This is a genomic window from Pseudomonas sp. GNP012 (genome assembly GCF_054343835.1).
Genome location: NZ_JBTGUU010000001.1, coordinates 2,411,749 through 2,429,841 on the forward strand (window position 1 = coordinate 2,411,749; position 18,093 = coordinate 2,429,841).

The 18,093-nt window shown below is 59.2% G+C and carries 20 protein-coding genes; 6 read left to right on the top strand and 14 right to left on the bottom strand.

The window, feature by feature from the left end; genetic code table 11:
- Positions 1 to 2 precede the first annotated feature (2 nt).
- The 10 genes from ACXX83_RS10820 to ACXX83_RS10865 form a co-directional block, all read right to left on the bottom strand.
- Positions 3 to 647, bottom strand: coding sequence for a tetratricopeptide repeat protein (locus ACXX83_RS10820; protein WP_458548428.1), 645 nt, complete (start codon positions 645 to 647; stop codon positions 3 to 5).
- Complete coding sequence (locus ACXX83_RS10825; RefSeq protein WP_458548429.1) at positions 644 to 1,453, bottom strand: SDR family oxidoreductase; 810 nt, start codon at positions 1,451 to 1,453, stop codon at positions 644 to 646. The genes ACXX83_RS10820 and ACXX83_RS10825 overlap by 4 nt, the downstream gene beginning before the upstream one ends.
- Positions 1,440 to 2,114, bottom strand: coding sequence for an iron-containing redox enzyme family protein (locus ACXX83_RS10830; protein ID WP_458548430.1), 675 nt, complete (start codon positions 2,112 to 2,114; stop codon positions 1,440 to 1,442). The genes ACXX83_RS10825 and ACXX83_RS10830 overlap by 14 nt, the downstream gene beginning before the upstream one ends.
- Entirely contained in the window at positions 2,111 to 3,592 is a 1,482-nt protein-coding gene (locus ACXX83_RS10835; protein ID WP_458548431.1) for an AMP-binding protein, read from the bottom strand. Before ACXX83_RS10835 ends, ACXX83_RS10830 begins: the two co-directional genes overlap by 4 nt.
- The gene (locus tag ACXX83_RS10840) at positions 3,582 to 4,259 is read right to left on the bottom strand and encodes a thermostable hemolysin (protein WP_458548432.1); all 678 of its coding nucleotides are present in this window, start codon (positions 4,257 to 4,259) and stop codon (positions 3,582 to 3,584) included. The genes ACXX83_RS10835 and ACXX83_RS10840 overlap by 11 nt, the downstream gene beginning before the upstream one ends.
- A 49-nt stretch (positions 4,260 to 4,308) precedes the next feature.
- Complete coding sequence (locus tag ACXX83_RS10845) at positions 4,309 to 6,039, bottom strand: multiheme c-type cytochrome (protein WP_458548433.1); 1,731 nt, start codon at positions 6,037 to 6,039, stop codon at positions 4,309 to 4,311.
- 345 nt (positions 6,040 to 6,384) lie between these two features.
- Positions 6,385 to 6,843: a MarR family winged helix-turn-helix transcriptional regulator gene (locus ACXX83_RS10850; RefSeq protein WP_015095200.1), complete on the bottom strand. Its 459-nt coding sequence runs from the start codon at positions 6,841 to 6,843 to the stop codon at positions 6,385 to 6,387.
- 126 nt (positions 6,844 to 6,969) lie between these two features.
- On the bottom strand, positions 6,970 to 7,422 hold the full coding sequence (locus ACXX83_RS10855; RefSeq protein ID WP_458548434.1) for an Ohr family peroxiredoxin: 453 nt from the start codon (positions 7,420 to 7,422) through the stop codon (positions 6,970 to 6,972).
- A 78-nt stretch (positions 7,423 to 7,500) separates the two neighbouring features.
- The gene (locus ACXX83_RS10860) at positions 7,501 to 7,938 is read right to left on the bottom strand and encodes an Ohr family peroxiredoxin (RefSeq protein ID WP_015095202.1); all 438 of its coding nucleotides are present in this window, start codon (positions 7,936 to 7,938) and stop codon (positions 7,501 to 7,503) included.
- A 790-nt stretch (positions 7,939 to 8,728) separates the two neighbouring features.
- On the bottom strand, positions 8,729 to 9,376 hold the full coding sequence (locus ACXX83_RS10865; protein WP_458550186.1) for a hypothetical protein: 648 nt from the start codon (positions 9,374 to 9,376) through the stop codon (positions 8,729 to 8,731).
- Positions 9,377 to 9,768: 392 nt separating this feature from the next.
- On the opposite strand from ACXX83_RS10865, the gene ACXX83_RS10870 reads away from it, so the two are divergent.
- Together ACXX83_RS10870 and ACXX83_RS10875 are read left to right on the top strand one after the other, a co-directional pair.
- Positions 9,769 to 10,053 (top strand): hypothetical protein, encoded by a 285-nt coding sequence (locus ACXX83_RS10870; RefSeq protein ID WP_458548435.1) that lies wholly within the window; start codon positions 9,769 to 9,771, stop codon positions 10,051 to 10,053.
- 14 nt (positions 10,054 to 10,067) lie between these two features.
- Positions 10,068 to 11,483, top strand: a complete 1,416-nt coding sequence (locus ACXX83_RS10875) for a DUF2252 domain-containing protein (protein WP_458548436.1) — start codon at positions 10,068 to 10,070, stop codon at positions 11,481 to 11,483.
- A 100-nt stretch (positions 11,484 to 11,583) separates the two neighbouring features.
- Here ACXX83_RS10875 and ACXX83_RS10880 read toward each other — a convergent pair whose 3' ends face one another.
- Entirely contained in the window at positions 11,584 to 12,375 is a 792-nt protein-coding gene (locus ACXX83_RS10880) for a cysteine hydrolase family protein (protein WP_458548437.1), read from the bottom strand.
- Positions 12,376 to 12,572: 197 nt separating this feature from the next.
- Between ACXX83_RS10880 and ACXX83_RS10885 the strand changes: the two genes are divergently transcribed.
- Positions 12,573 to 13,556 carry a GlxA family transcriptional regulator gene (locus ACXX83_RS10885; protein WP_458548438.1) on the top strand — a complete coding sequence of 328 codons (984 nt, stop codon included), beginning with the start codon at positions 12,573 to 12,575 and terminating at the stop codon, positions 13,554 to 13,556.
- Positions 13,557 to 13,584: 28 nt separating this feature from the next.
- Here the strand turns inward: ACXX83_RS10885 and ACXX83_RS10890 are convergent, their stop codons facing one another.
- Positions 13,585 to 14,280, bottom strand: coding sequence for a tRNA (adenine(22)-N(1))-methyltransferase (locus tag ACXX83_RS10890; protein WP_302469549.1), 696 nt, complete (start codon positions 14,278 to 14,280; stop codon positions 13,585 to 13,587).
- A gap of 111 nt (positions 14,281 to 14,391) precedes the next feature.
- Positions 14,392 to 15,348 (bottom strand): threonine dehydratase, encoded by a 957-nt coding sequence (locus ACXX83_RS10895; RefSeq protein ID WP_458548439.1) that lies wholly within the window; start codon positions 15,346 to 15,348, stop codon positions 14,392 to 14,394.
- Positions 15,349 to 15,444: 96 nt separating this feature from the next.
- Here ACXX83_RS10895 and ACXX83_RS10900 point away from each other — a divergent pair, with 96 nt between their 5' ends.
- Entirely contained in the window at positions 15,445 to 16,251 is an 807-nt protein-coding gene (locus ACXX83_RS10900; RefSeq protein ID WP_458550187.1) for a helix-turn-helix transcriptional regulator, read from the top strand.
- Positions 16,252 to 16,267: 16 nt separating this feature from the next.
- Here ACXX83_RS10900 and ACXX83_RS10905 read toward each other — a convergent pair whose 3' ends face one another.
- Positions 16,268 to 16,816 (bottom strand): cytochrome b, encoded by a 549-nt coding sequence (locus tag ACXX83_RS10905; protein ID WP_458548440.1) that lies wholly within the window; start codon positions 16,814 to 16,816, stop codon positions 16,268 to 16,270.
- Between the two features lie 284 nt (positions 16,817 to 17,100).
- Between ACXX83_RS10905 and ACXX83_RS10910 the strand changes: the two genes are divergently transcribed.
- Both ACXX83_RS10910 and ACXX83_RS10915 read left to right on the top strand, forming a co-directional pair.
- A complete protein-coding gene (locus ACXX83_RS10910; protein WP_015095212.1) occupies positions 17,101 to 17,391 on the top strand; it encodes a hypothetical protein in 291 nt (96 codons plus the stop codon).
- Positions 17,392 to 17,511: 120 nt separating this feature from the next.
- On the top strand, positions 17,512 to 18,072 hold the full coding sequence (locus ACXX83_RS10915) for a magnesium transporter (RefSeq protein ID WP_217835262.1): 561 nt from the start codon (positions 17,512 to 17,514) through the stop codon (positions 18,070 to 18,072).
- The last annotated feature ends 21 nt before the right edge of the window (positions 18,073 to 18,093 follow it).

Sequence of the window (18,093 nt, forward strand, 5' to 3'; positions counted from 1 at the left end):
TGTCAGCCGAGTTTCTTGTTCACGTCCACCAACAACGCTTCGATCTCCTTGCGGCGCCCGGCATCCGCGCTCTCGCGGCCAGGTCGGGGAGCAGCCTGCAAGGCTTTTTGCAACGCTGTCCTGGCTTCGCCATAACGCTTCTGACGGTAGAGGTGATCGCCCCAGAAGTACAGGCTGTCGATGCCGTTGGGGTTTATTTGCAATGCCAGCTTGAGCAACTGCTCGGCCTTGTCCGAATCGCCGAAACCGATGGGCCAGCCCGGTACGCGGTCATAGAGGGCCGCCAGACTGGTATAGGCTGAGCCTTGCAGGGCCTTGGGGTCCAGGGCCAGGGCTTTTTCCAGATCGGCCTTGGCATCCTTGACCTTGCTCAGCGCACCCAGCCCACCCTGGGCACCTGCCCAGCTACTGGTGACGATGCCAGACCAGATCCACGCCTCCGCCGCCGCTTGGCGCTCCTGCTTGAAACTCGAAGCCTGGGCCGCCAGCTTTTCGAAAGCCGCAGTGCGTTGGCCCTCGGGCAGCTCGTACTGAATGTGCGCCCAGCTTTGCTGGATACCGTTGAGACGCTGCTGGTCGGCAGCATCCAGCGCCCAGACACCCTGGCTCAATGCGCCCAGCAGCAGGCAAGCGATGATGTTTTTCATGGTTCGAGATTCTCCTGGTTGGGTTTCTGGCTCAGGCGGCGGATCAGTGGCAATTGCTTGCGCAATCCACGGTCCACCAGATGGGGCAGGAGGCTGTTCAGGCGTACAAAAAAACGCTCGGGCCAGCCCAGGTACAAGTCGCGACGGTCACCGGCAATGGCGTGAGTCACCGCGGCCGCCACGGTTTGCGGATCGTCGACATTGGTTTTGAGCGCATCATTGAGCGCTTGGGCTGCCGGGCTGTTCATGCCGGTACGGGTCGCTCGCGGGGCGACGTAGAGCACACTGACCCGGGTATCTGCCAACTCTCGGCGCAGGGCTTCGGAGAACCCGCGCAGGGCAAACTTGGTGGCGCAGTAACTGGCGTAGCCTGGGTAGCCAATGGAGCCATAGGTCGAACCGACGTTGACCACCATGGCACTGTCGGCTTGCTTGAGCAGCGGCAACATCAGTTTTGTCAGGCACATCGGCGCACTGATGTTCACCGCGAGCATCGAATTGATCTCACTGTCGTCAAGCTGTTCGAGCATGGCGAAATGGTTGACTCCGGCGGCATTGATCAGCAGGTTGATACCGCCGATGTTCTGGGCCCGCGCCAGCACCTCGCGGCGGTCGGAGAGAAACGTCAGGTCTGCACGGATCCAACACAGATTATTGGGATAAAGCTCGAGCAACGGCACCAGAGGCTCCCGATGGCGAGCCACGGCCAGCACCTGGGCACCACTGGCGCACAGTGCAGTGGCGATGGCCAGGCCGATGCCGCCGCTGGCACCGGTCAACACGACGCGGGCTTCAGACAGGCGCATGCAGGCTCTCCCCGTTACGCGGCAAGCCACGAAACATATCGGCGTAGAGCCGGTACACCACTTTGGAGGCATGAATGACGGCGGCCTGGTCTTGCGGGTCATCCAGACGGTTCATCAGTCGACGGTAGGTCTGCATATGTTCTATATCCAGCGAGCCGTGGGAGCTGAGGTAGCTGAATGCGCTTTCCGGCAAGTCCAGGCGCTGGCGAATACTGCCGGCGGCGTGGGTCGCCAGGGCGATGCTCGTGCCTTCAAGCACGTTGACCATGCCAAACAGTCCCACCGGATTGTCCCTGGCAATCAGGTCGTAGAGGAAGCTGACCATCAATTCGATCGGCAATGACGGGCGCCCGTCCCGTACTGCGTCCCTGTCACCGCCGCAGGCTTGAATGTCATTGAGTACCCATTGTTCGTGGCCGTACTCTTCCTCGATGTACTCACATACCGCTTCGCGCAACCATTCCAGACGCAATGGCAGGCGCGCACCGCAGGCCATCATCAACGGCACGGTATGGCGCACGTGGTAATAGGCCTGTGCCAGAAAGGCCCGGTAACTTTCCAGGCTGACATCGCCCTGCAGCGCATCACGGATGATCGGCAGGTTGAACAACTCATTGCGTTCTTGCTCAGTGGCTTGTTGCAAGGTGTCAAAAAAGCTCATGGTGCGGATTCCTCGGAAAATGCAGATTCGGTCAATTGCCGCCGGTAGCGCTCGATGATGGCGTCACGGCGGGGCCGGCCATTGGCGGTAAGCAAGCCGTTGGTGGCGGTGAAGGGTTGGTCCAGCCGACTCCAGTGACGGACCTGGGCGTACTCGGGTAAAGCCTCGTTGGCCTGGGCCACGGCGGTGGCCAGTTGTTCGTCGGTACAGTCCGGGCGAAGCGGCCAGAGCAGCGCATGGTTGTGAGGCATCGCCTCGCCATAGACGAAGGCCTGGGCGACAGGCCCGCGCTGGGTCAACTCGGCTTCCACCCACTCGGGGTTCACGTTGCGCCCGAAACTGGTGACGAACTGATGCTTCTTGCGTCCCTTGAGGTAGAGAAAACCTTCGGCGTCGAACTCGCCGAGATCGCCGCTGGGCCACCACTGGGCGGTGTGCGGCGCCTCTCCCAGATAGCCCAGCAAGGTTGAACCCTTGATCAGCACTTCTCCGTCCTGCGCCAGGCGAATCTCCACATGGGGCAATGGCCGTCCGACACTGCCGGGGCGCCGAGCTTGCGGGCGATTGAGGCACACCACCGATGCGCACTCGGACAGCCCGTAACCTTCATAGACGGGTATGCGCACGCGTTCAGCGCGATGCAGTAGATCTTCACTGACCCGGGCACCGCCCACGGCGGCAAAACGCAAGTGCTGTGGATCGAAAACCTTCTGCTCGGCAGCACCGACCAGCATCAGCAATAACTGCGGCACCAGGACCAGGCTCTGAGGCGAGCGGCTGGCCAGGCATCCCAACAGTTTCGGCACCTCCACACCGCTGGCGCCTGCAATCCCCAGGGTTTTCTGGCTGGGCAGGCTCAAGGTGGCCCCGGCATACAGTGCGGCGTAACAACCGATGTTCTCCAGCAAAATGGCCAGGGGAAGCAGCGCCAGGTGATGTTGCGGATCAGTGGGTTTGCTGGCCTGATCCAGCTCGCGAGCGACCCGCAGAATGCTGTCGGCACTCAGGCACACGCCCTTGGGTGTGCCTGTGGTGCCGGAGGTGAAGGTCAACTTGGCGGTGCCGTCAGGCATCCGGTTCGGGCCACTGAACGTGCGGTGCCAGAACTCGCCGCACTTCTGATATCCAGCGGCTTGCAGTTCGTCCTGCAATGGCGGTTCGGCAATGACGTGTTCGGCCTGGCTTTGCTCCAGGCAATGCTTGCGTTGCGCCGGACTGAAAAAAGGTGGCAAGGCCACGCAGGTCAAACCCTCGAACAGCGCGGCCAGGTCCCACAGCATGGCCTCGATACCATTGTCCAGTGCCAGGGCGACCCCCCTGACCTCTTCATCGCGCAGGCGCTGCTGACGATAGCTGACCTCGGCATAGAGCGTGGCGTAGTCAAGCTTGCGATGGTCATCCCACAAGGCAATGGCGTTGGTTTTTTGCTCAGCATGATGACGCAGGGTCTGTTTGAAACGCTCCATTTCAGGCGACATGGCAGGTCCCTTCAATGGAAGTCGGCAAGCCCAGGCGACTGAACAGGCCCGTGTTGCGTAAATGAATGAAACCGGAACGGATATTGCCGAAATGAACCCACGGTTTGCTTTCGTAGTAACTGCCCCAGGCGTGGCGGTCTTCACCAAGACGCGCCGGGTTGGCAGCACACAGGGTCACGGGTTTCAAGCCAAGTCGATGAAAGCTATTGACCAGCCCCAGGTTTCCAGTGAAAGCGACCCATTCCAGCCCCCCCATGGCCAGCAGGTAAGTCATCGCGATGATGCTCATACGTGCGCTGCCGGTGTCGCTGGCAGCCAGGTTGCCGACCTCGACGATGGCTGAGCGGCTTACGGTATGGTCGGCCGCGACACTGATCAGCGCATCGATCGCCTCGTCCAGATAACCTTCCAGAAACAACGGTCCGTCGCTCGCCAGACGCACGCCAACCACCGCACAAAGCGTGCCGCACGCATCGCTCATGCCAAACAGCTGCGGCATGAAGTGACGAACATCGGCACCGTGGGCCCTGCGAAACCGTTGCTGGATAAAGGCTTCGAAGACACCCCTTTGCGGGGCGCCAGGCAAGGCCCTGACAAGATGCATCTGCTGTGCTTCGGTCAGGCCAAAGCACAGTGGCAACTGAACGTTCCAGTTGAAATCGGACATTGAAAAACATCTCCCCGGATCAATTGGGGAGCAGTATCAAAGACAATTCTTAACGAAGTCTGAAGGTGACAAGACGATTCTCTTCAGTGGCCTTCTGATTGTCACCTTGCATGACCGTGGCCGGCCCGGGCGTCGACACTGCACCCGTATCCGCCCCGGCAACCGGCAGGCGGGTCGACAGGGGTACGCTCTGCGTGACGTTTGCCATCCGGGTGATTTCCACCTGCACCTTGTCCTTGCCGAGCAGGTAGTCGGCCAGCTTCTGCGAAAACGGCCAGTAGTTCAGGTCGGCCGTCAGGGTCAGCGGCCCGACGGCGTCGGTCGGCACCAGGAAGGAGAACTCCCCGATATCGTAGCCCTTGGGCAGAATGCGGTTGTCCGAGAGAATCTGCGTGGCATTCCAGACCTCGACGTCCAGCGGGTTGCCGTCCTTGTCGCCTATGTGCACTTTGAAATTTCGCGTGTTGATTTCGGTCTTGCCGTCCTTGATCGAACCCAGTCGGTAGATCTCGCGACCCGTGGCATCCAGCACCCGGAAATCGATCCACATCTCCCGTCCCTCCGGAAAGCCGGTCGGCAGCTTGTGCCCTGCGCCGACATTGGAAACCTTGACGGCGACCGAGGTGTATTGCCCGGCAACGATCGCTGCCGGCAATTGCTCGAAGGTTATTTCCCCCGCGCGTGCAAGCATGTTGCGAGCCCGTTGCGCGCCCTCTTCCTGACCGAGATGGTTGAGCATCATCGCGTTGGCCCCACTGAACCAATGCGAGGCGACCGACTCGCGTTCCGGCCCCATGATCGCGGCCTTGCCCTTGTAACCTGGCATGTGGCAGCTCTGGCAGGTGATGTCGTTAAGGCTGTAGCTGCTCTCCTGCCATTCGTCATAGGTGCGCTCCACCGCCACGCTGCTGAACGGATGCGTGACGTTGTGGCAAGTGCCGCAAAAGTCCGAGCGGGTGTGCAAAGCCGAGTAAACAGTGTCGTGATAAGGCGAAACGGCGTCTTTGCGCGGGCCGAACTTGGTCGGTTTGCCGTGTGCTCGGGGGCTCATGACATAGGCCCCGTTATCGAGGCCCGTGCGGGCACTGATGTTGTGGCAGGTCTCGCAGTCGACCCCGGGCATCGGATGATTCTTCTCACTGTCTTCAATCGAGGAGCGGTTGACTTGCGAAGTGATCTGCCCGGTCGTGAGACCGATCGGGGTATGGCAGCCGGTGCAGAAGTTATCGACCTTGCCCTCGGTGGCCGCACTCGCACGCTTGAGCAAGGCCCGATAGATGGGTTCATCCCAGGCCTGGGACATCATCGACGAGCGCCACTGCCTGTAGATCTCCGTATGACAAGCGCCACAGACCTGGGCATTGTCGAAGTCCTTCACATTCAACACCAGGTTACCGGTGGTATTGGCCCGGTGCGGAAAGAACGGCATCCCGCCCGTCACACGCATGAGCCTGGAGCGTGCCGGCTCCAGCCACTTCTCATTGCTCTGATTGTCATTGCCCTGATTGTTGCTGCTCTGCGGTTCGTCGGCCGCCGCCAGCGTTACCGTCAGAAGGCAGGCCAGGAACAACAGTAAACGGCGAGCCAGAGGTTTGAGCGCCAGGAACAACGGTATGAACAATGACGCCAGGGAAATGTTCAAGTCGACAATGGCCAGCTTGACCCCTGGCGGTACGTTGAACATTGCCATGTAAGACCCGGCGCTGATCGTCCATAGAACAATCAAGGCCGATAGCCCGTGCAGCGCTAACTGTGCACACGTTGGTCTGGTGTGGCTCATGGCATTTCCTCTGGACGGCTTGCAGAGGATGAGTGCAGTACTTCTATTGAGTCGCCAGGGGTATTGATGCAAACCGATGGTTACATGCAATCACTCAATGGGGTACTTACAGCTCCACAGCTTGCCGACGCTGCACCTTTGATGAACGGGACACGCTCACTCAGCAATTAGCCTGCCATTGCTGTAACAAAATATGTGCAAAGGCCGGCAAGTCCCTACAAACATTCGTCGAAAGTTGAAATGCCGTGCTGATGGAGGCTTGAATACGGCTGGGGAATAGCGCCCCGTTTGTGGGGGCGCTCACACCGAAATCGGGGGCCACTGCGTCTCTTGAGTCGATGCCCCCTACTCCCTGTCTTTCGTCGTACGGATGAGATTACCCCGTAACTTCACGATGGCCTTCTGCATTTGCACGAAATCGTCAGGATCGAGGCCGGTTTGCGGGAAGCCGTCTTCGCGCAGGCCTTCACGCAGTGTTCGCCCCTCTTTTGTGAGATTGATCCGAACCTGACGTTCGTCTTCCGGGTCGCGCTGGCGCTGCAAATAACCCATCGCTTCGAGCTTCTTCAGGATCGGCGTGAGGGTGTTGGATTCCAGAAACAGCTTTTCGCCAAGGCTGCCGACGGTCTGATTGTCTTCTTCCCACAGCGCGACCAGGGTGATGTATTGCGTGTAGGTCAGGCCGAGCCGTTCGAGCATCGGCTTGTAGGCCTTGCCGAAGGCCAGGTTGGTGGAATAGACGGCAAAACACAGGAAGTCGGAGAGTTTGAGATCCAGGGCGGATATCTTGGCGGTGTTTTTCATGGACGTTCCCAGGGGCAATCTTGCGAGACTGAAACTATACGTCGTACACGATGGTATCGGAAGTGTGCATAAACACCGACGGCCGGTTCACCGGGAAAATTCCCGTTGAACCGGCCGTGCAGCGGGTCAGGCCGTCAAGACATTGATGTCGACATCAATGTTGCCGCGTGTGGCCTTGGAGTACGGGCAGATTGCATCGGCGTTGTGGGCCAGTTCAGTCGCCACTCCATGATCCAGCCCCGGCACGCGCAATGTCAGTCGGGCCTGGAGGAAGTAAGCCGCGCCGGTCTGGCCCAGATCGACTTCAATGTCGACGGCCGTATCGGTCGGCAGTGTCACCTTCATTTGTTGGGCGGCCAGCCCCACCGCTGCGATGTAGCAGGCCGACCACGCGCCGGCGAACAGTTGCTCGGCTTTCGGGTGCGGCTGGACGGCGGTCAGCACGTGTGCCGGTGTGTCGTTGCCGGGGGACGACAGCACGATGTCGAGGTTGCCGTTATGACCGCGCGACGTTTTGCCTGCGCTGTTATGGGTGGTGTGGGTTTTGCCGCTGGCCAGTACTTTTTCGATCTTGCTCATGATGATTCCCTCAGGATTACAATCAGTTAAATTCGTATGCGCTTGCATCGTATGCGATGTTAATGATGCATCCGCACGTCACGCCGTGATCACGTTCAGGGCAACATCGATATTGCCGCGTGTCGCTTTGGAGTAAGGGCAGATGGAGTCGGCGATGTGCGCAAGTTCAGTCGCGACATCCTGTGCCAGCCCGGGCACGCGCAGGGTCAGTCGGGCCTGAAGGAAGTAGGCCGGACCAGTCTGGCCCAGGTCCACTTCAATGTCGACGGCCATGTCCGCCGGTAAAACGATATTGCGCTCCTGGGCCACCAGCCCCACTGCTGCGGTGTAGCAGGCCGACCAGGCTCCGGCGAACAGTTGCTCGGCTTTCGGATGCGGCTGTGTGGCGGCAAAGACGTGGGCTGGCTGGGTGGAACCCGGTGACGACAGGACGATATCGAGGTTGCCGTGACCGCCGACATTGCTGCGGGTGGTGTGGGTTTTGCCGGTTGCCAGTACTTTTACGATTTTGCTCATGGGGATTTCCTCGGGGTTTCAAGTTTGTGCGATTGTATCGTATGCGATGTGTGTAACCTTCAAAAAGACAACGTTCGTCAATTGGCGTGTGCAACGATCCAGTTGTTGCCGTTATGGCCATGGGAAGCTTGAGCGGTAGCGATCAACAGGGTGCGGCGGCTTCCGGTGTTCATGGCTGAATCTCCAAACGGCAAGGGTTGTTTTGTTTGCTATCGCATTCGACTAGATCGCATGCGATGAATGAATACTCAACCAAAGCCCCAATGATGTCAAAGTTTATTTTAGGCCTTGGCGATGAACGGCAGGGTCACGGCCGAGCGTGCTGCCCTGCCCCTCGCCGAATCAAGGGATGAGCGGACAACATTCGGCCATGGACAAATCCCGGGGGGAACACAGATAGCGAAATATCTGTAGGAGCTGCCGAAGGCTGCGATCTTTTGATTTTGATTTTGCGATCTGGAGATTGCTGAAGATCAAGATCAAAGGATCGCAGCCTCCGGCAGCTCCTACAGGGGAACACGTGCACCACCAAACAACGAGGCCGATCGCGGCGGGCTCTGTAGGAGCGAGCTTGCTCCGGGCGGCGTTCCGACGAAAAACCTGAGAGCACCGCGGGGTGTCAGGCTCCCCGCATCATCGTTGACCTCCATCGCGAGCAAGCTCGCTCCTACAGTTATCGGTGTTCCCCGGAACTGCGTGAACACCCAATAAAAACCCCCTCACAGGGAGGGGGTCTGGTGTTTGCAAGGTTCTAACGGTTAAACCCGTCTTCACCTGGACTTTCGTCAACTCATCGCGCAGGAATTCCAGCGAACAGCCAGGTAGTCTGTTCAGCCGGCGCTGCCGCGTTGCGATTGCGCGCCCACTGGGTCAGCGCCACCATCGTCGCAAAGCCGAGCACGATCAATACCGGATAGGCCATCAGCAACTCGGTCAGCGAGTATTTCCAGGCCAGCGGTCGACCGACACCGAGCATCGCGGCATACAGCCAGGAAACACCCGACAGTGCACCAGAGAACAGGGCAAACATTCGCACATTGATAGGCAGATCAAGCAAGGAACCGGCCTTGAGCATGGCGGGCAATACATAGCGGTGCAACAGCATGCCGTTGAATGTCAGCAACAACACAATTATGACTTTGGCTTGAAGTTTCGGGTTGGCAAAATAGGTCATCCCTTTTTCAAGGTAATCAATGCCTATAATCGCCGCACCGGTGATCCACAAGAATAACAACGCATTGGAAACAGACTTCTGGAGACTGGCCATATGATCATTATTGTGCCCGGACGACACACGGCCTTTCAATAGATCCTTGACCATTGCGACATCGCTGGCAAACACCAGGCCAATGGCTACGCAGCATGCCAACAGGTGTACGTAAACCACTCCTAAACGCATAAACTCCATGGATTCTTTCTGGCCAAGCAGGCCGATCATTGTATTAATATCCACGCTTACATCTCCACTTATTGCAGCAGTGTGAATTGACCATGCCCCAGGCACGTGAATTAAATAATCACGCCTGCACAATCAAAGTTCACATTGATTGAAGCAACTCAAATAGTTTGGGTATTACAAGAGAGAGCGACTCGCCCAGCGAGTCAGTGATGACGGCATAATATCACTCCAGGTCTCAGGTAAAAAAAATCCCCATGTGCATTCCATTCAATGCAGATGAGGTATACGTCCATTTTACTAGGGAGTGCAGTGCGAAGCTCAAGGGATCCGCCTGCTGGAAGATCAGAGCCCAGAATACCCCAATTGTTCATTTTTCGAACAAAAACCACGACAAACGGTACTGCCATCAATGCCTCGGGAGGCCGGTTTAATTGGCTGAAACCACCGTTGCCAAGCGGCTGAACCGTTTCATTTCTCGCGCCGAAAAAAAAAGCGGATTTCCCGCGGAACTCACACCGTCTGATGCTGCAAACAGCGAATTTTGCCTCCCTCGCAGCCACGCCATTCAATGCTGGCAATACAGCATCCCGGAACGGAACTGCTACGCTTCAACAACGGCTTCGACTCTTTGCGAAACACCAGTGCAGGTCACCCTGAAGGCTGATGGAACAGTCGCATTAGCAGATCCTGTGCCCGAGGGAGTCAGCCTTCGTTGAGCAAAGGAGTGGACATGCCCCCCCGCAAAAGCAAGTCTGCCGACGGCCTGGCAAAACAATCGGACGACAGCGCAGACGAGTCCGTCTTTCTCTCGCGCAAGGAGCGCCTGTTCGCAGGTGAGCAATTACGCGAACGCTTGCCCCATTCGGTTCACGCCGAATGGAAACCGCCGGGCAAACACCGCGACCCTATCGAACGCCTCGAAGAATCCAACCGCTATCGACTGCCCAACCTGGTGCCGCTGCGCTACGGCCGGATGCTGCGCAGCCCGTTCACCTTTTTACGCGGTTCTGCGGGTTTGATGGCCCATGACCTGGCCACTACCCCGACCACAGGCATTGAGGTGCAGGCCTGCGGGGACTGTCACCTGATGAACTTCGGATTGTTCGCGACACCTGAGCGCAATCTGATTTTTGATATCAACGATTTCGACGAAACACTCCCTGCCCCCTGGGAATGGGACGTCAAACGCCTGGCAATCAGTTTTGTCGTGGCCGCACGCGATAACCGGATCACCGATAAAGAGGCACGGGGCATTGCCGTCAAATGCGTTTGTGCTTACCGCGAGGGCCTGCGCAAATTCTCGAAAATGGGCCCGCTGGAGGTCTGGTATGACCGTCTGGATGCCCAGGCGATCATCGACATGGCGCCCAATGCCCAGATCAGGAAAATTCGCGAGCAAGTGGTGGCAAAGGCGAAGATGCGTCTGGGGGATTACCTCTACCCCAAGATCAGCAGCGAAGTCGGCGGTCGACGGCGACTGATCGATCAACCGCCCTTGCTTTTTCATGTGTATGAAAAGGGCTTCAAGCAGCGAGTGCGTATCGCCCTGCAGGATTATCGTTTGTCGCTGCCCCATGAACGACGTGTGCTCTTCGATCGGTACCGCCTCGAAGACGTTGCCGTCAAGGCTGTCGGCATTGGCAGCGTGGGCACCTACTGTTTCGTCGGCCTGTTCTTTTCTGCGGAAAACCACCCCTTGCTCCTGCAATTCAAGGAAGCCTGCCCCTCGGTATTGGCGCCTTATGCAGGCGACAGCGAATACGAAAACCAGGGGCAGCGTGTGGTCACGGGTCAGCGGCTGATGCAGTCCTCCAGTGACATCTTTCTGGGCTGGACACGCGGACAAAATGGCCGGCATTTCTTTGTACGCCAGTTACGCGACATGAAAATGTCAGCCCCCATCGAAGGGATTTGCGCCGCAAGAATGAAGATGTACGCCGAGTGGTGCGGGCAAACCCTGGCCCGTGCCCATGCCAAATCCGGAGATGCCGCGCTCATCAGTGGCTACCTGGGCAAGACGGACTCCTTCGACCAGGCCATCGGCAAATTTTCCATTGCCTATGCCAATCAAAATGCGAAAGACCATGCCGCGCTACTGGCGGCAGAAAAGTCAGGGCGGATCCAGGCACTCAGGGAAGAAGAGTGATGAGGGCGATCCATCGCTCATGGGTCATTCAGTGTCAGTCATCAGGCACGGAAGCCACAAGGACTCCCGTGCCTGGTCAGCGGATGGGCCATACCGCAGATCAGCGCCCTTCCAGTTTTTTCACGACGTCGTCTGTGGTCATCACGCCGTTGGCAATGTAGCGGAAATTGACCAGCGCGCTACCGTACCCGTCGCCGTCAGGCAGCTTCGGGCCAGCGATGGCATCACGTACGACAACCACCTCGAAACCGCGTTCCAGAAACTCGCGAAGGTGCGATTCGACGCACAGGTTGGATGCCATGCCGGCCAGGATGACCTTGTCGATCCGCTGCTTGCGCAACTGCAGCATCAGGTCGTTGCTTTGCGGGCCATACAACTTGTGCGGTGAGGCGACGATAGTCTTGCCGTCTTCGATGAAGGGCTTGAACTCCTTCATGAAGTCGGCACCCGAATTGCGAAATCCATCCAGCGTCAGGGCGCCCTTGCGATCGAAGAGCCCCAGTTTGTGCTGCACGGTCTCCGCCGGCGCCTCGAACTCCCATTTATGATCGTGGGGATAGTAGTAGTGCGGCGAGATGGCTACCGTCGCTGCGGCCTGCTTGAACGCCGCGAAAAGCCGGCTCAGGTTCGGCACAAGATTTTGCTCGGTAACGCTCTGTCCGAAGACCGACCAGCCCGCCCCCTCCGGGCTCATGAAGTCGATCTGCGGGTCGATCACGACCAGCGCGGTTCGACTGGAATCCCATTCGAAGGTGGATGCCGGGAGTGCGGGTTTGGCCGGATCGGCGTAAGGGTTCTCTGCGGCGAAGCCAACGCCGGGCGCCATCAGGAAAGCCGACAGCAACGTGGCGCAGGAGATCATTCTCGCGGCTTGAATTCTGTTGAAGGTCATTTGCACGTCCTCAATGTGGGGGGTGCATGTACGGTACGGCGAGAAGGCATCAGCAAATGGACATTAATCCCTGGATTTCGGCCGACACGCACAGCCATGTCGCGTGAGGTGTACGGGCTTGATGCCCCACCCTGACCTTGTAGACGGCAAGCGCGTACCATGGCTCCCCTCCCATGCAGACTTTGGGCGCTCCGTTCATGCAACGTCACATCTGTTTCCTGGTCTACCCGGGCTTCGTGCTGCTGGATCTGAGTGGCCCGCTCGAAGCCTTCTCCAACGCCAGCCGTGCGCGTCCTTCGGGCTATCGATTCACGGTCGCCTCCCTTGCAGGCGGATTGATCGAAGCTTCGAGCGGCGTGCAAGTCGCGACGCAAGCCCTGCAGGTTGTCGACCAACTCGACACGCTCATCATCGTCGGCGCCCCCAGCGCCCCGATCGATGAGAGGATGATGCCGATGGCAGCGGCGATACGGCAGATGTCCCCGCGCGCCCGCCGCACTGCCAGCGTCTGCACGGGCGCCTTCCTGCTGGCTGAGAGCGGTCTGCTCGACGGTCGTGTCGCGACCACGCACTGGAACTACGCGCCGCAATTGCAGGCACGCTATCCGGCGCTGCGCGTGGATGGTGATCGAATCTGGACCGAAGACGGCAATGTCTGGACGTCGGCCGGCATGTCGGCCGGCATCGACATGGCCCTGGCGATGATCGAGCAGGACCTGGGCAAGGAAGTGTCACGCGCTGTCGCGCGCATGCTGGTGGTCTACTATCGGCGACCGGGTGGTCAGTACCAGTTCTCTTCGCTGCTGGATTTCGACCCGGGCTCGGACCGGATCCGAACGGTGCTGAGCTATGTGCGCGATCATCTGCGTGATGATCTGTCGGTTGAACGCCTGGCAGACGTTGCCCATATGAGCGTGCGCCAGTTTGGTCGCGTGTTCGCGGCATCGGTCGGGGTGACGCCGGCCAAAGCTATCGAACGCCTGCGTATCGAGTCGGCACGGCCGCTGGTCGAAGACGGGCACCAGACGTTCGAGGAGATCGCCAGGTGCTTCGGATTCGGCGATGCCGATCACATGCTGCGCAGTTTCGTGCGAGTCGTCGGGCGCACGCCGCAGGAACTGCGGCGCAGCGCCCGTCTGGCCAAAGGGGCCGGGAACAAGGGCAATCCATTGCCCGCGTAAGCGCAGACGCGTACCTTGCGCAACAGGATCAGGCCAGCAACTGGCTGATCCACCGGACCTGGCGCGCGATGTCCTGCACCCTTTCCTCAGGCACGGCCCGCTGCGCTCCGGCAAATTGGCTCAGGGTCTTCTGCTTCTGGCGCAGCTTGCGCTGCCACTTGATCAGGAACGCCGGGCTGCGGGCCTGCAACTGCAACGGGCCGAAGTACAACTCTTGAGCGGTGTAGATCACCGGCCCGGCGCGCTCGGCGACGATGATTTCGTAGTCGAAACGATTTTCCCGCAGTACTTCCTCGCAGAGGATGCGATAGCCGTTTTCCATCAGCCACAGGCGCAGTGGCTGCTCGCCGCCGTTGGGTTGCAGGATCAGGCGCTCCTGCCCGCTCAGGCACGCCTTGCCGCTGTCGAGGATGTCGCGGATCGTTTCGCCGCCCATGCCGCAGAGGCTGATAGCCGTGATCCCGTCCCCAGGCAGGATTGCCGCCAGACCGTTGGCCAGGCGCACACTGATCCGTTGCTCCAGATCGTTGTCGTGCACGGTGCGTTCGGCTGCGCGGAACGGCGTCAACGCCACCTCCCCGGCCACCGCCGCCGTGATGGCGCCACGGCGCATCAATGCCACCGGCAGGTAGCCGTGATCCGAGCCGATATCGGCCAGGCGCGCACCGGCCGGCACATGCGCCGCCACGCGTTCCAGGCGCATGGACAATGTCTGTTCGTTCAACTGCGGCCCCTTCTCACCACGAACGTCCGGCGCCTTTGGCCGGATCGGGGCGCGATTGTGTCGGGCAATGCCGTGCATTTCAAATTTATGCGACCAGGTTTCAGCTCCCTTTCACGCAATCACGCCCGCATACACCGATCTGTCGACGTTTCCACCGGACAGGATGACCCCCACCCTTTTTCCCGACATGGCCTTACGCTCGGCCATGAGCGCCGCCAGCGCCGCCGCACCGGCTCCTTCGGCCAGGTTGTGGGTATCGGTGTAATACACGCGCATGGCCTCGGCTATCTGCGCGTCACTGACTGCAACGATTCGCGTCGCACCTGCCGCATAGACGGCAAAGGCTTCAGGCACCGGCTTGCGTACGGCCAGACCGTCGGCGAAGGTGGTCGCCGAGGCCGTTTCGCACAGGGCTCCGGTGTCGAACGATAACTGTGCGGCCGCCGCTTCGGTGGAAACCACGCCCACCACCCGGGTGTCCAGGCCCAGTGCATCGCGAGCGGCGATCACGCCACAAATCCCCGATCCACAGCCAATCGGTACATAGACGGTATCCAGATCCGGCGCGGCGTTGAACAGCTCCAGCGCATAGGTGGCCACACCCTTGACCAGTTCGGTGTGAAACGGCGGCACCAGGAACAGGTCGTGCTCCTGCGCAAGCCGTGCCGCCTCTTCACGAGCCTCATCGAAATCGCGCCCATACTCGACCACTTCGGCGCCAAAGCCGCGCATGGCGTTGTTCTTTTCGACCGAGTTGCCTTGCGGCACGACGATCAGCGCCCGCAAACCCAGTGCGCCAGCCGCCAGTGCAAGGCTCTGGCCATGGTTGCCGCGGGTCGCGCTGACAATGCCCTTCACGCCCGGATGCTCGCGTTTGAGCCAGTGCATGAACGTGATGCCGCCGCGCACTTTGAAAGCACCGGTAGGCGTGTGATTTTCGTGCTTGACCCACACCGTGCAACCCAACCGCCTGGCCAGCAACGGCCAAGAGTACTGGGCGGTGGCGGGCATGACCTGGTACACGTTGCGTGCGGCCTGTTCGATGTCGTCGCGAGTCAGTGTGTGCATGAGTTGTCTCCCCGGGATTTCGCCCAGTCTGAACAGGGGCGCAGTACGCAGGCTTTCAAAAAACCGACCTGACTTTTGTGTCCCCACTTCACTACTATGGTGCACATGAGTCATCGAAACCGTCTGCATCCACCCCTGCTGTCCGAACCGGTCCGCCGCATCGAGGCCGGCCCCTGGGCGATCGAATTGCTCCCCGGCTGCGCCTACGCGACCCGATACGTAGCGACCCAGGCAGGCATCGGCTTTGCCTTCGACAGCCAACGAGGCCTGCACGCGATCGGCAGCGACCGGGTACAACCCTTCGATGCCATGCCCAACGGCCTGGCGTTCGTTCCGGTCGGGTGTGACGTGTTGTCCGAATCGCCCAAGGGGGGGGAATATCTGCGGGTGATACGCACCGACGGTATAGCGTTGGAGGGTAATCGCGCCTTCAACAATCGCATCGACCGGCAAGCGACCGCCCTCGCATGGCGAATGCGCGCCGCACTGTTGCACGCTTGCGTGGAGGACGATTGGGAGGCCTGGGCACTGGCATTGTCCGAGCGCGCGACGGCTAGCGAAGCCGTGTCGACACCGCCCCATGGCTCGATAACCGGCAGCCGGATGCGCTTGCTCGATGAGTTCATTGACGCGGGCCTCGATGGCCCGTTGAGCGTACCGGCGATGGCGGGCCTGCTGGGATTGTCCGAAGGCTATTTCATGCGGGCCTTCAAGAACGCCACCGGCAAAAGCCCCCATGCTTACCTGATCGACCGGCGCCTGGCCAGGGCCCGCGCCCTGATGCGCGACTCGAGCGCAACCCTGGCTGAAATCGCCTACGCCTGCGGTTTCAATTCCCAGGCGCACATGGCGACCACCTTCAGGCAACGCCTCGGCGTGAGTCCGGTGCAATTACGTCGATAATGAAACGCCAGGAGAATCAGCGGTTGCGTGCGGGCAGCATGCCCTTGAGCACATCATCCTTTTCAACGAAGTGATGCTTGAGCGCAACCAGCAGATGGCCACCAACCAGCGCGCCACACAACCACGCCATGTAGGTATGAACCGACTTTGCCAGATCGTACAGGCTCTGATCGGGGTCAACGATTGGCGGGAGCACGAACAGCGCCGCCACCATGACGGGTTTGTCGGCGACCGAACTCCAGTACCAGCCGGACAACGGCAGCCCGATCAGGGCCACGGCGTACAGCAGCACATGCCCGACCAGCGCACCACGCTTCATCGTCGGGCTCATCGAATCGGGTAGCGCCGGTGCCGGGTGACCCAATCGCCAGGCGATACGCGCGACGATGAAGAACAGCAGCGTGCTGGCAATCGCCTTGTGCACGTAGGTGAGTTCATGGTGGGCATTGAATTCGTCGCGCCAATGCGTCGCCACAAATCCGATGACCCAGGCCCCCAACCAGATCAGGGCCATGCCCCAATGCAGCCACTTGGCTGTACCGGTATAACTTCCTTCCTTCGCCATCACGCTGCCCTTCCCGTCACTTTTGAAGGCGAATTATCGCGACATGGCGTTATCGGAAAAACAGTGAAATGTTGGTTAAACCCATCGAGATGTTCGATGTAGCTGGTGTTTCGCCTCCGATCGGACAGGCAGAAATCGGCCCCATGTGGCCGGTGGTCGATGCATGTCGATTGTCGTCGGCGTTTGGCTAAGCTTATTGAATCAGGGCGACCTGAAATCCGGGGATTTGCGCACTTCAACGGATCTGTATTGGCATCAAGACGGTACTCTCAAAGGAGACGACCATGTATGCGGTGATAAGAACCTACCTGGGTGCTGGAGCCAAGCAGCTATTCGAGCTTCTGGAAGAGCGCCGCGTCGACATCGAAGCGACCTTGCGCACAGTACCTGGCCTCGTTAGCTACACACTGCTCAATACGGGTGACGGTGGTACTTCGATCACTGTGTGCAAGGACAAGGCCGGCAGTGATGCGAGCCTGAAAGTTGCGCGTGAGTGGATTCAGAAAAACACTTCGCATATCCACGCGAACCCGCCGATCGTGACGGAAGGTCCGGTCATAGTGCAGATCAACTAGCGACCGGTCCGCAGGGAGGCGAGTGCTATACTTTTTTTCAGATTGCATGAAGTGTGCAACCCAGGTTGACCGCTGCCGGACAAAGGAGGTCTACAGCAAACGCGAGTCGGGAGGTGTGGCATGAATCGGCACTATTACATCAGTGACAATCTCAACGATCTTGAAACCGTTGAATATGAACTGGAAGCCAGCGGCATCAATTCTGAACAGATTCATGTGCTCAGTGAAAACGTTGCTGATGTCGAACAACATCACCTGCACGAGGTCAACTCGTTAATGGAACAGGATGCCGTTCACTCGGGTGAGATTGGAGCGGTGATCGGTTTGCCACTGGCGGCACTGGTTCTGGGTGGCGCCTATTGGATGGGTTGGACCGAATCCGCCGCAGGCTGGATGCCTTTTATCTTCCTTTCCATTGTCATTTTGGGCTTCTGCATCTGGGAAGGCGGTTTTTTTGGATTCCAGGTGCCGAACACTCACTTCCGCAATTTCAAGCAGGTAGTCAACGAGGGCAAACATATCTTCTTTGTCGATGTTGAGCCGAACCAGGAATCTGTACTGGATCAGGTCATCAAACAACATCCAAAGCTGACGATCGCCGGCACTGGAGCGGCAGCCCCCCATTGGACAGTGGCCTGGCAGCACAAATGGCATCAGTTCAAGCGAGTGATATCGGGTTAGCGCCTGGAGACTCAAAGCCAT

Excerpts from the sequence above, each read along its gene's own strand:
- ACXX83_RS10875 (WP_458548436.1), top strand. The coding sequence starts at position 10,068 with ATGCCCCCCCGCAAAAGCAAGTCTGCCGACGGCCTGGCAAAACAATCG.
- ACXX83_RS10900 (WP_458550187.1), top strand. The coding sequence starts at position 15,445 with ATGGTGCACATGAGTCATCGAAACCGTCTGCATCCACCCCTGCTGTCC.
- ACXX83_RS10855 (WP_458548434.1), bottom strand. The coding sequence starts at position 7,422 with ATGAGCAAGATCGAAAAAGTACTGGCCAGCGGCAAAACCCACACCACC.
- ACXX83_RS10915 (WP_217835262.1), top strand. The coding sequence starts at position 17,512 with ATGAATCGGCACTATTACATCAGTGACAATCTCAACGATCTTGAAACC.
- ACXX83_RS10835 (WP_458548431.1), bottom strand. The coding sequence starts at position 3,592 with ATGTCGCCTGAAATGGAGCGTTTCAAACAGACCCTGCGTCATCATGCT.
- ACXX83_RS10825 (WP_458548429.1), bottom strand. The coding sequence starts at position 1,453 with ATGCGCCTGTCTGAAGCCCGCGTCGTGTTGACCGGTGCCAGCGGCGGC.
- ACXX83_RS10910 (WP_015095212.1), top strand. The coding sequence starts at position 17,101 with ATGTATGCGGTGATAAGAACCTACCTGGGTGCTGGAGCCAAGCAGCTA.
- ACXX83_RS10820 (WP_458548428.1), bottom strand. The coding sequence starts at position 647 with ATGAAAAACATCATCGCTTGCCTGCTGCTGGGCGCATTGAGCCAGGGT.
- ACXX83_RS10880 (WP_458548437.1), bottom strand. The coding sequence starts at position 12,375 with ATGACCTTCAACAGAATTCAAGCCGCGAGAATGATCTCCTGCGCCACG.
- ACXX83_RS10850 (WP_015095200.1), bottom strand. The coding sequence starts at position 6,843 with ATGAAAAACACCGCCAAGATATCCGCCCTGGATCTCAAACTCTCCGAC.
- ACXX83_RS10885 (WP_458548438.1), top strand. The coding sequence starts at position 12,573 with ATGCAACGTCACATCTGTTTCCTGGTCTACCCGGGCTTCGTGCTGCTG.
- ACXX83_RS10860 (WP_015095202.1), bottom strand. The coding sequence starts at position 7,938 with ATGAGCAAAATCGTAAAAGTACTGGCAACCGGCAAAACCCACACCACC.
- ACXX83_RS10905 (WP_458548440.1), bottom strand. The coding sequence starts at position 16,816 with ATGGCGAAGGAAGGAAGTTATACCGGTACAGCCAAGTGGCTGCATTGG.
- ACXX83_RS10830 (WP_458548430.1), bottom strand. The coding sequence starts at position 2,114 with ATGAGCTTTTTTGACACCTTGCAACAAGCCACTGAGCAAGAACGCAAT.
- ACXX83_RS10895 (WP_458548439.1), bottom strand. The coding sequence starts at position 15,348 with ATGCACACACTGACTCGCGACGACATCGAACAGGCCGCACGCAACGTG.
- ACXX83_RS10845 (WP_458548433.1), bottom strand. The coding sequence starts at position 6,039 with ATGAGCCACACCAGACCAACGTGTGCACAGTTAGCGCTGCACGGGCTA.
- ACXX83_RS10865 (WP_458550186.1), bottom strand. The coding sequence starts at position 9,376 with ATGATCGGCCTGCTTGGCCAGAAAGAATCCATGGAGTTTATGCGTTTA.
- ACXX83_RS10840 (WP_458548432.1), bottom strand. The coding sequence starts at position 4,259 with ATGTCCGATTTCAACTGGAACGTTCAGTTGCCACTGTGCTTTGGCCTG.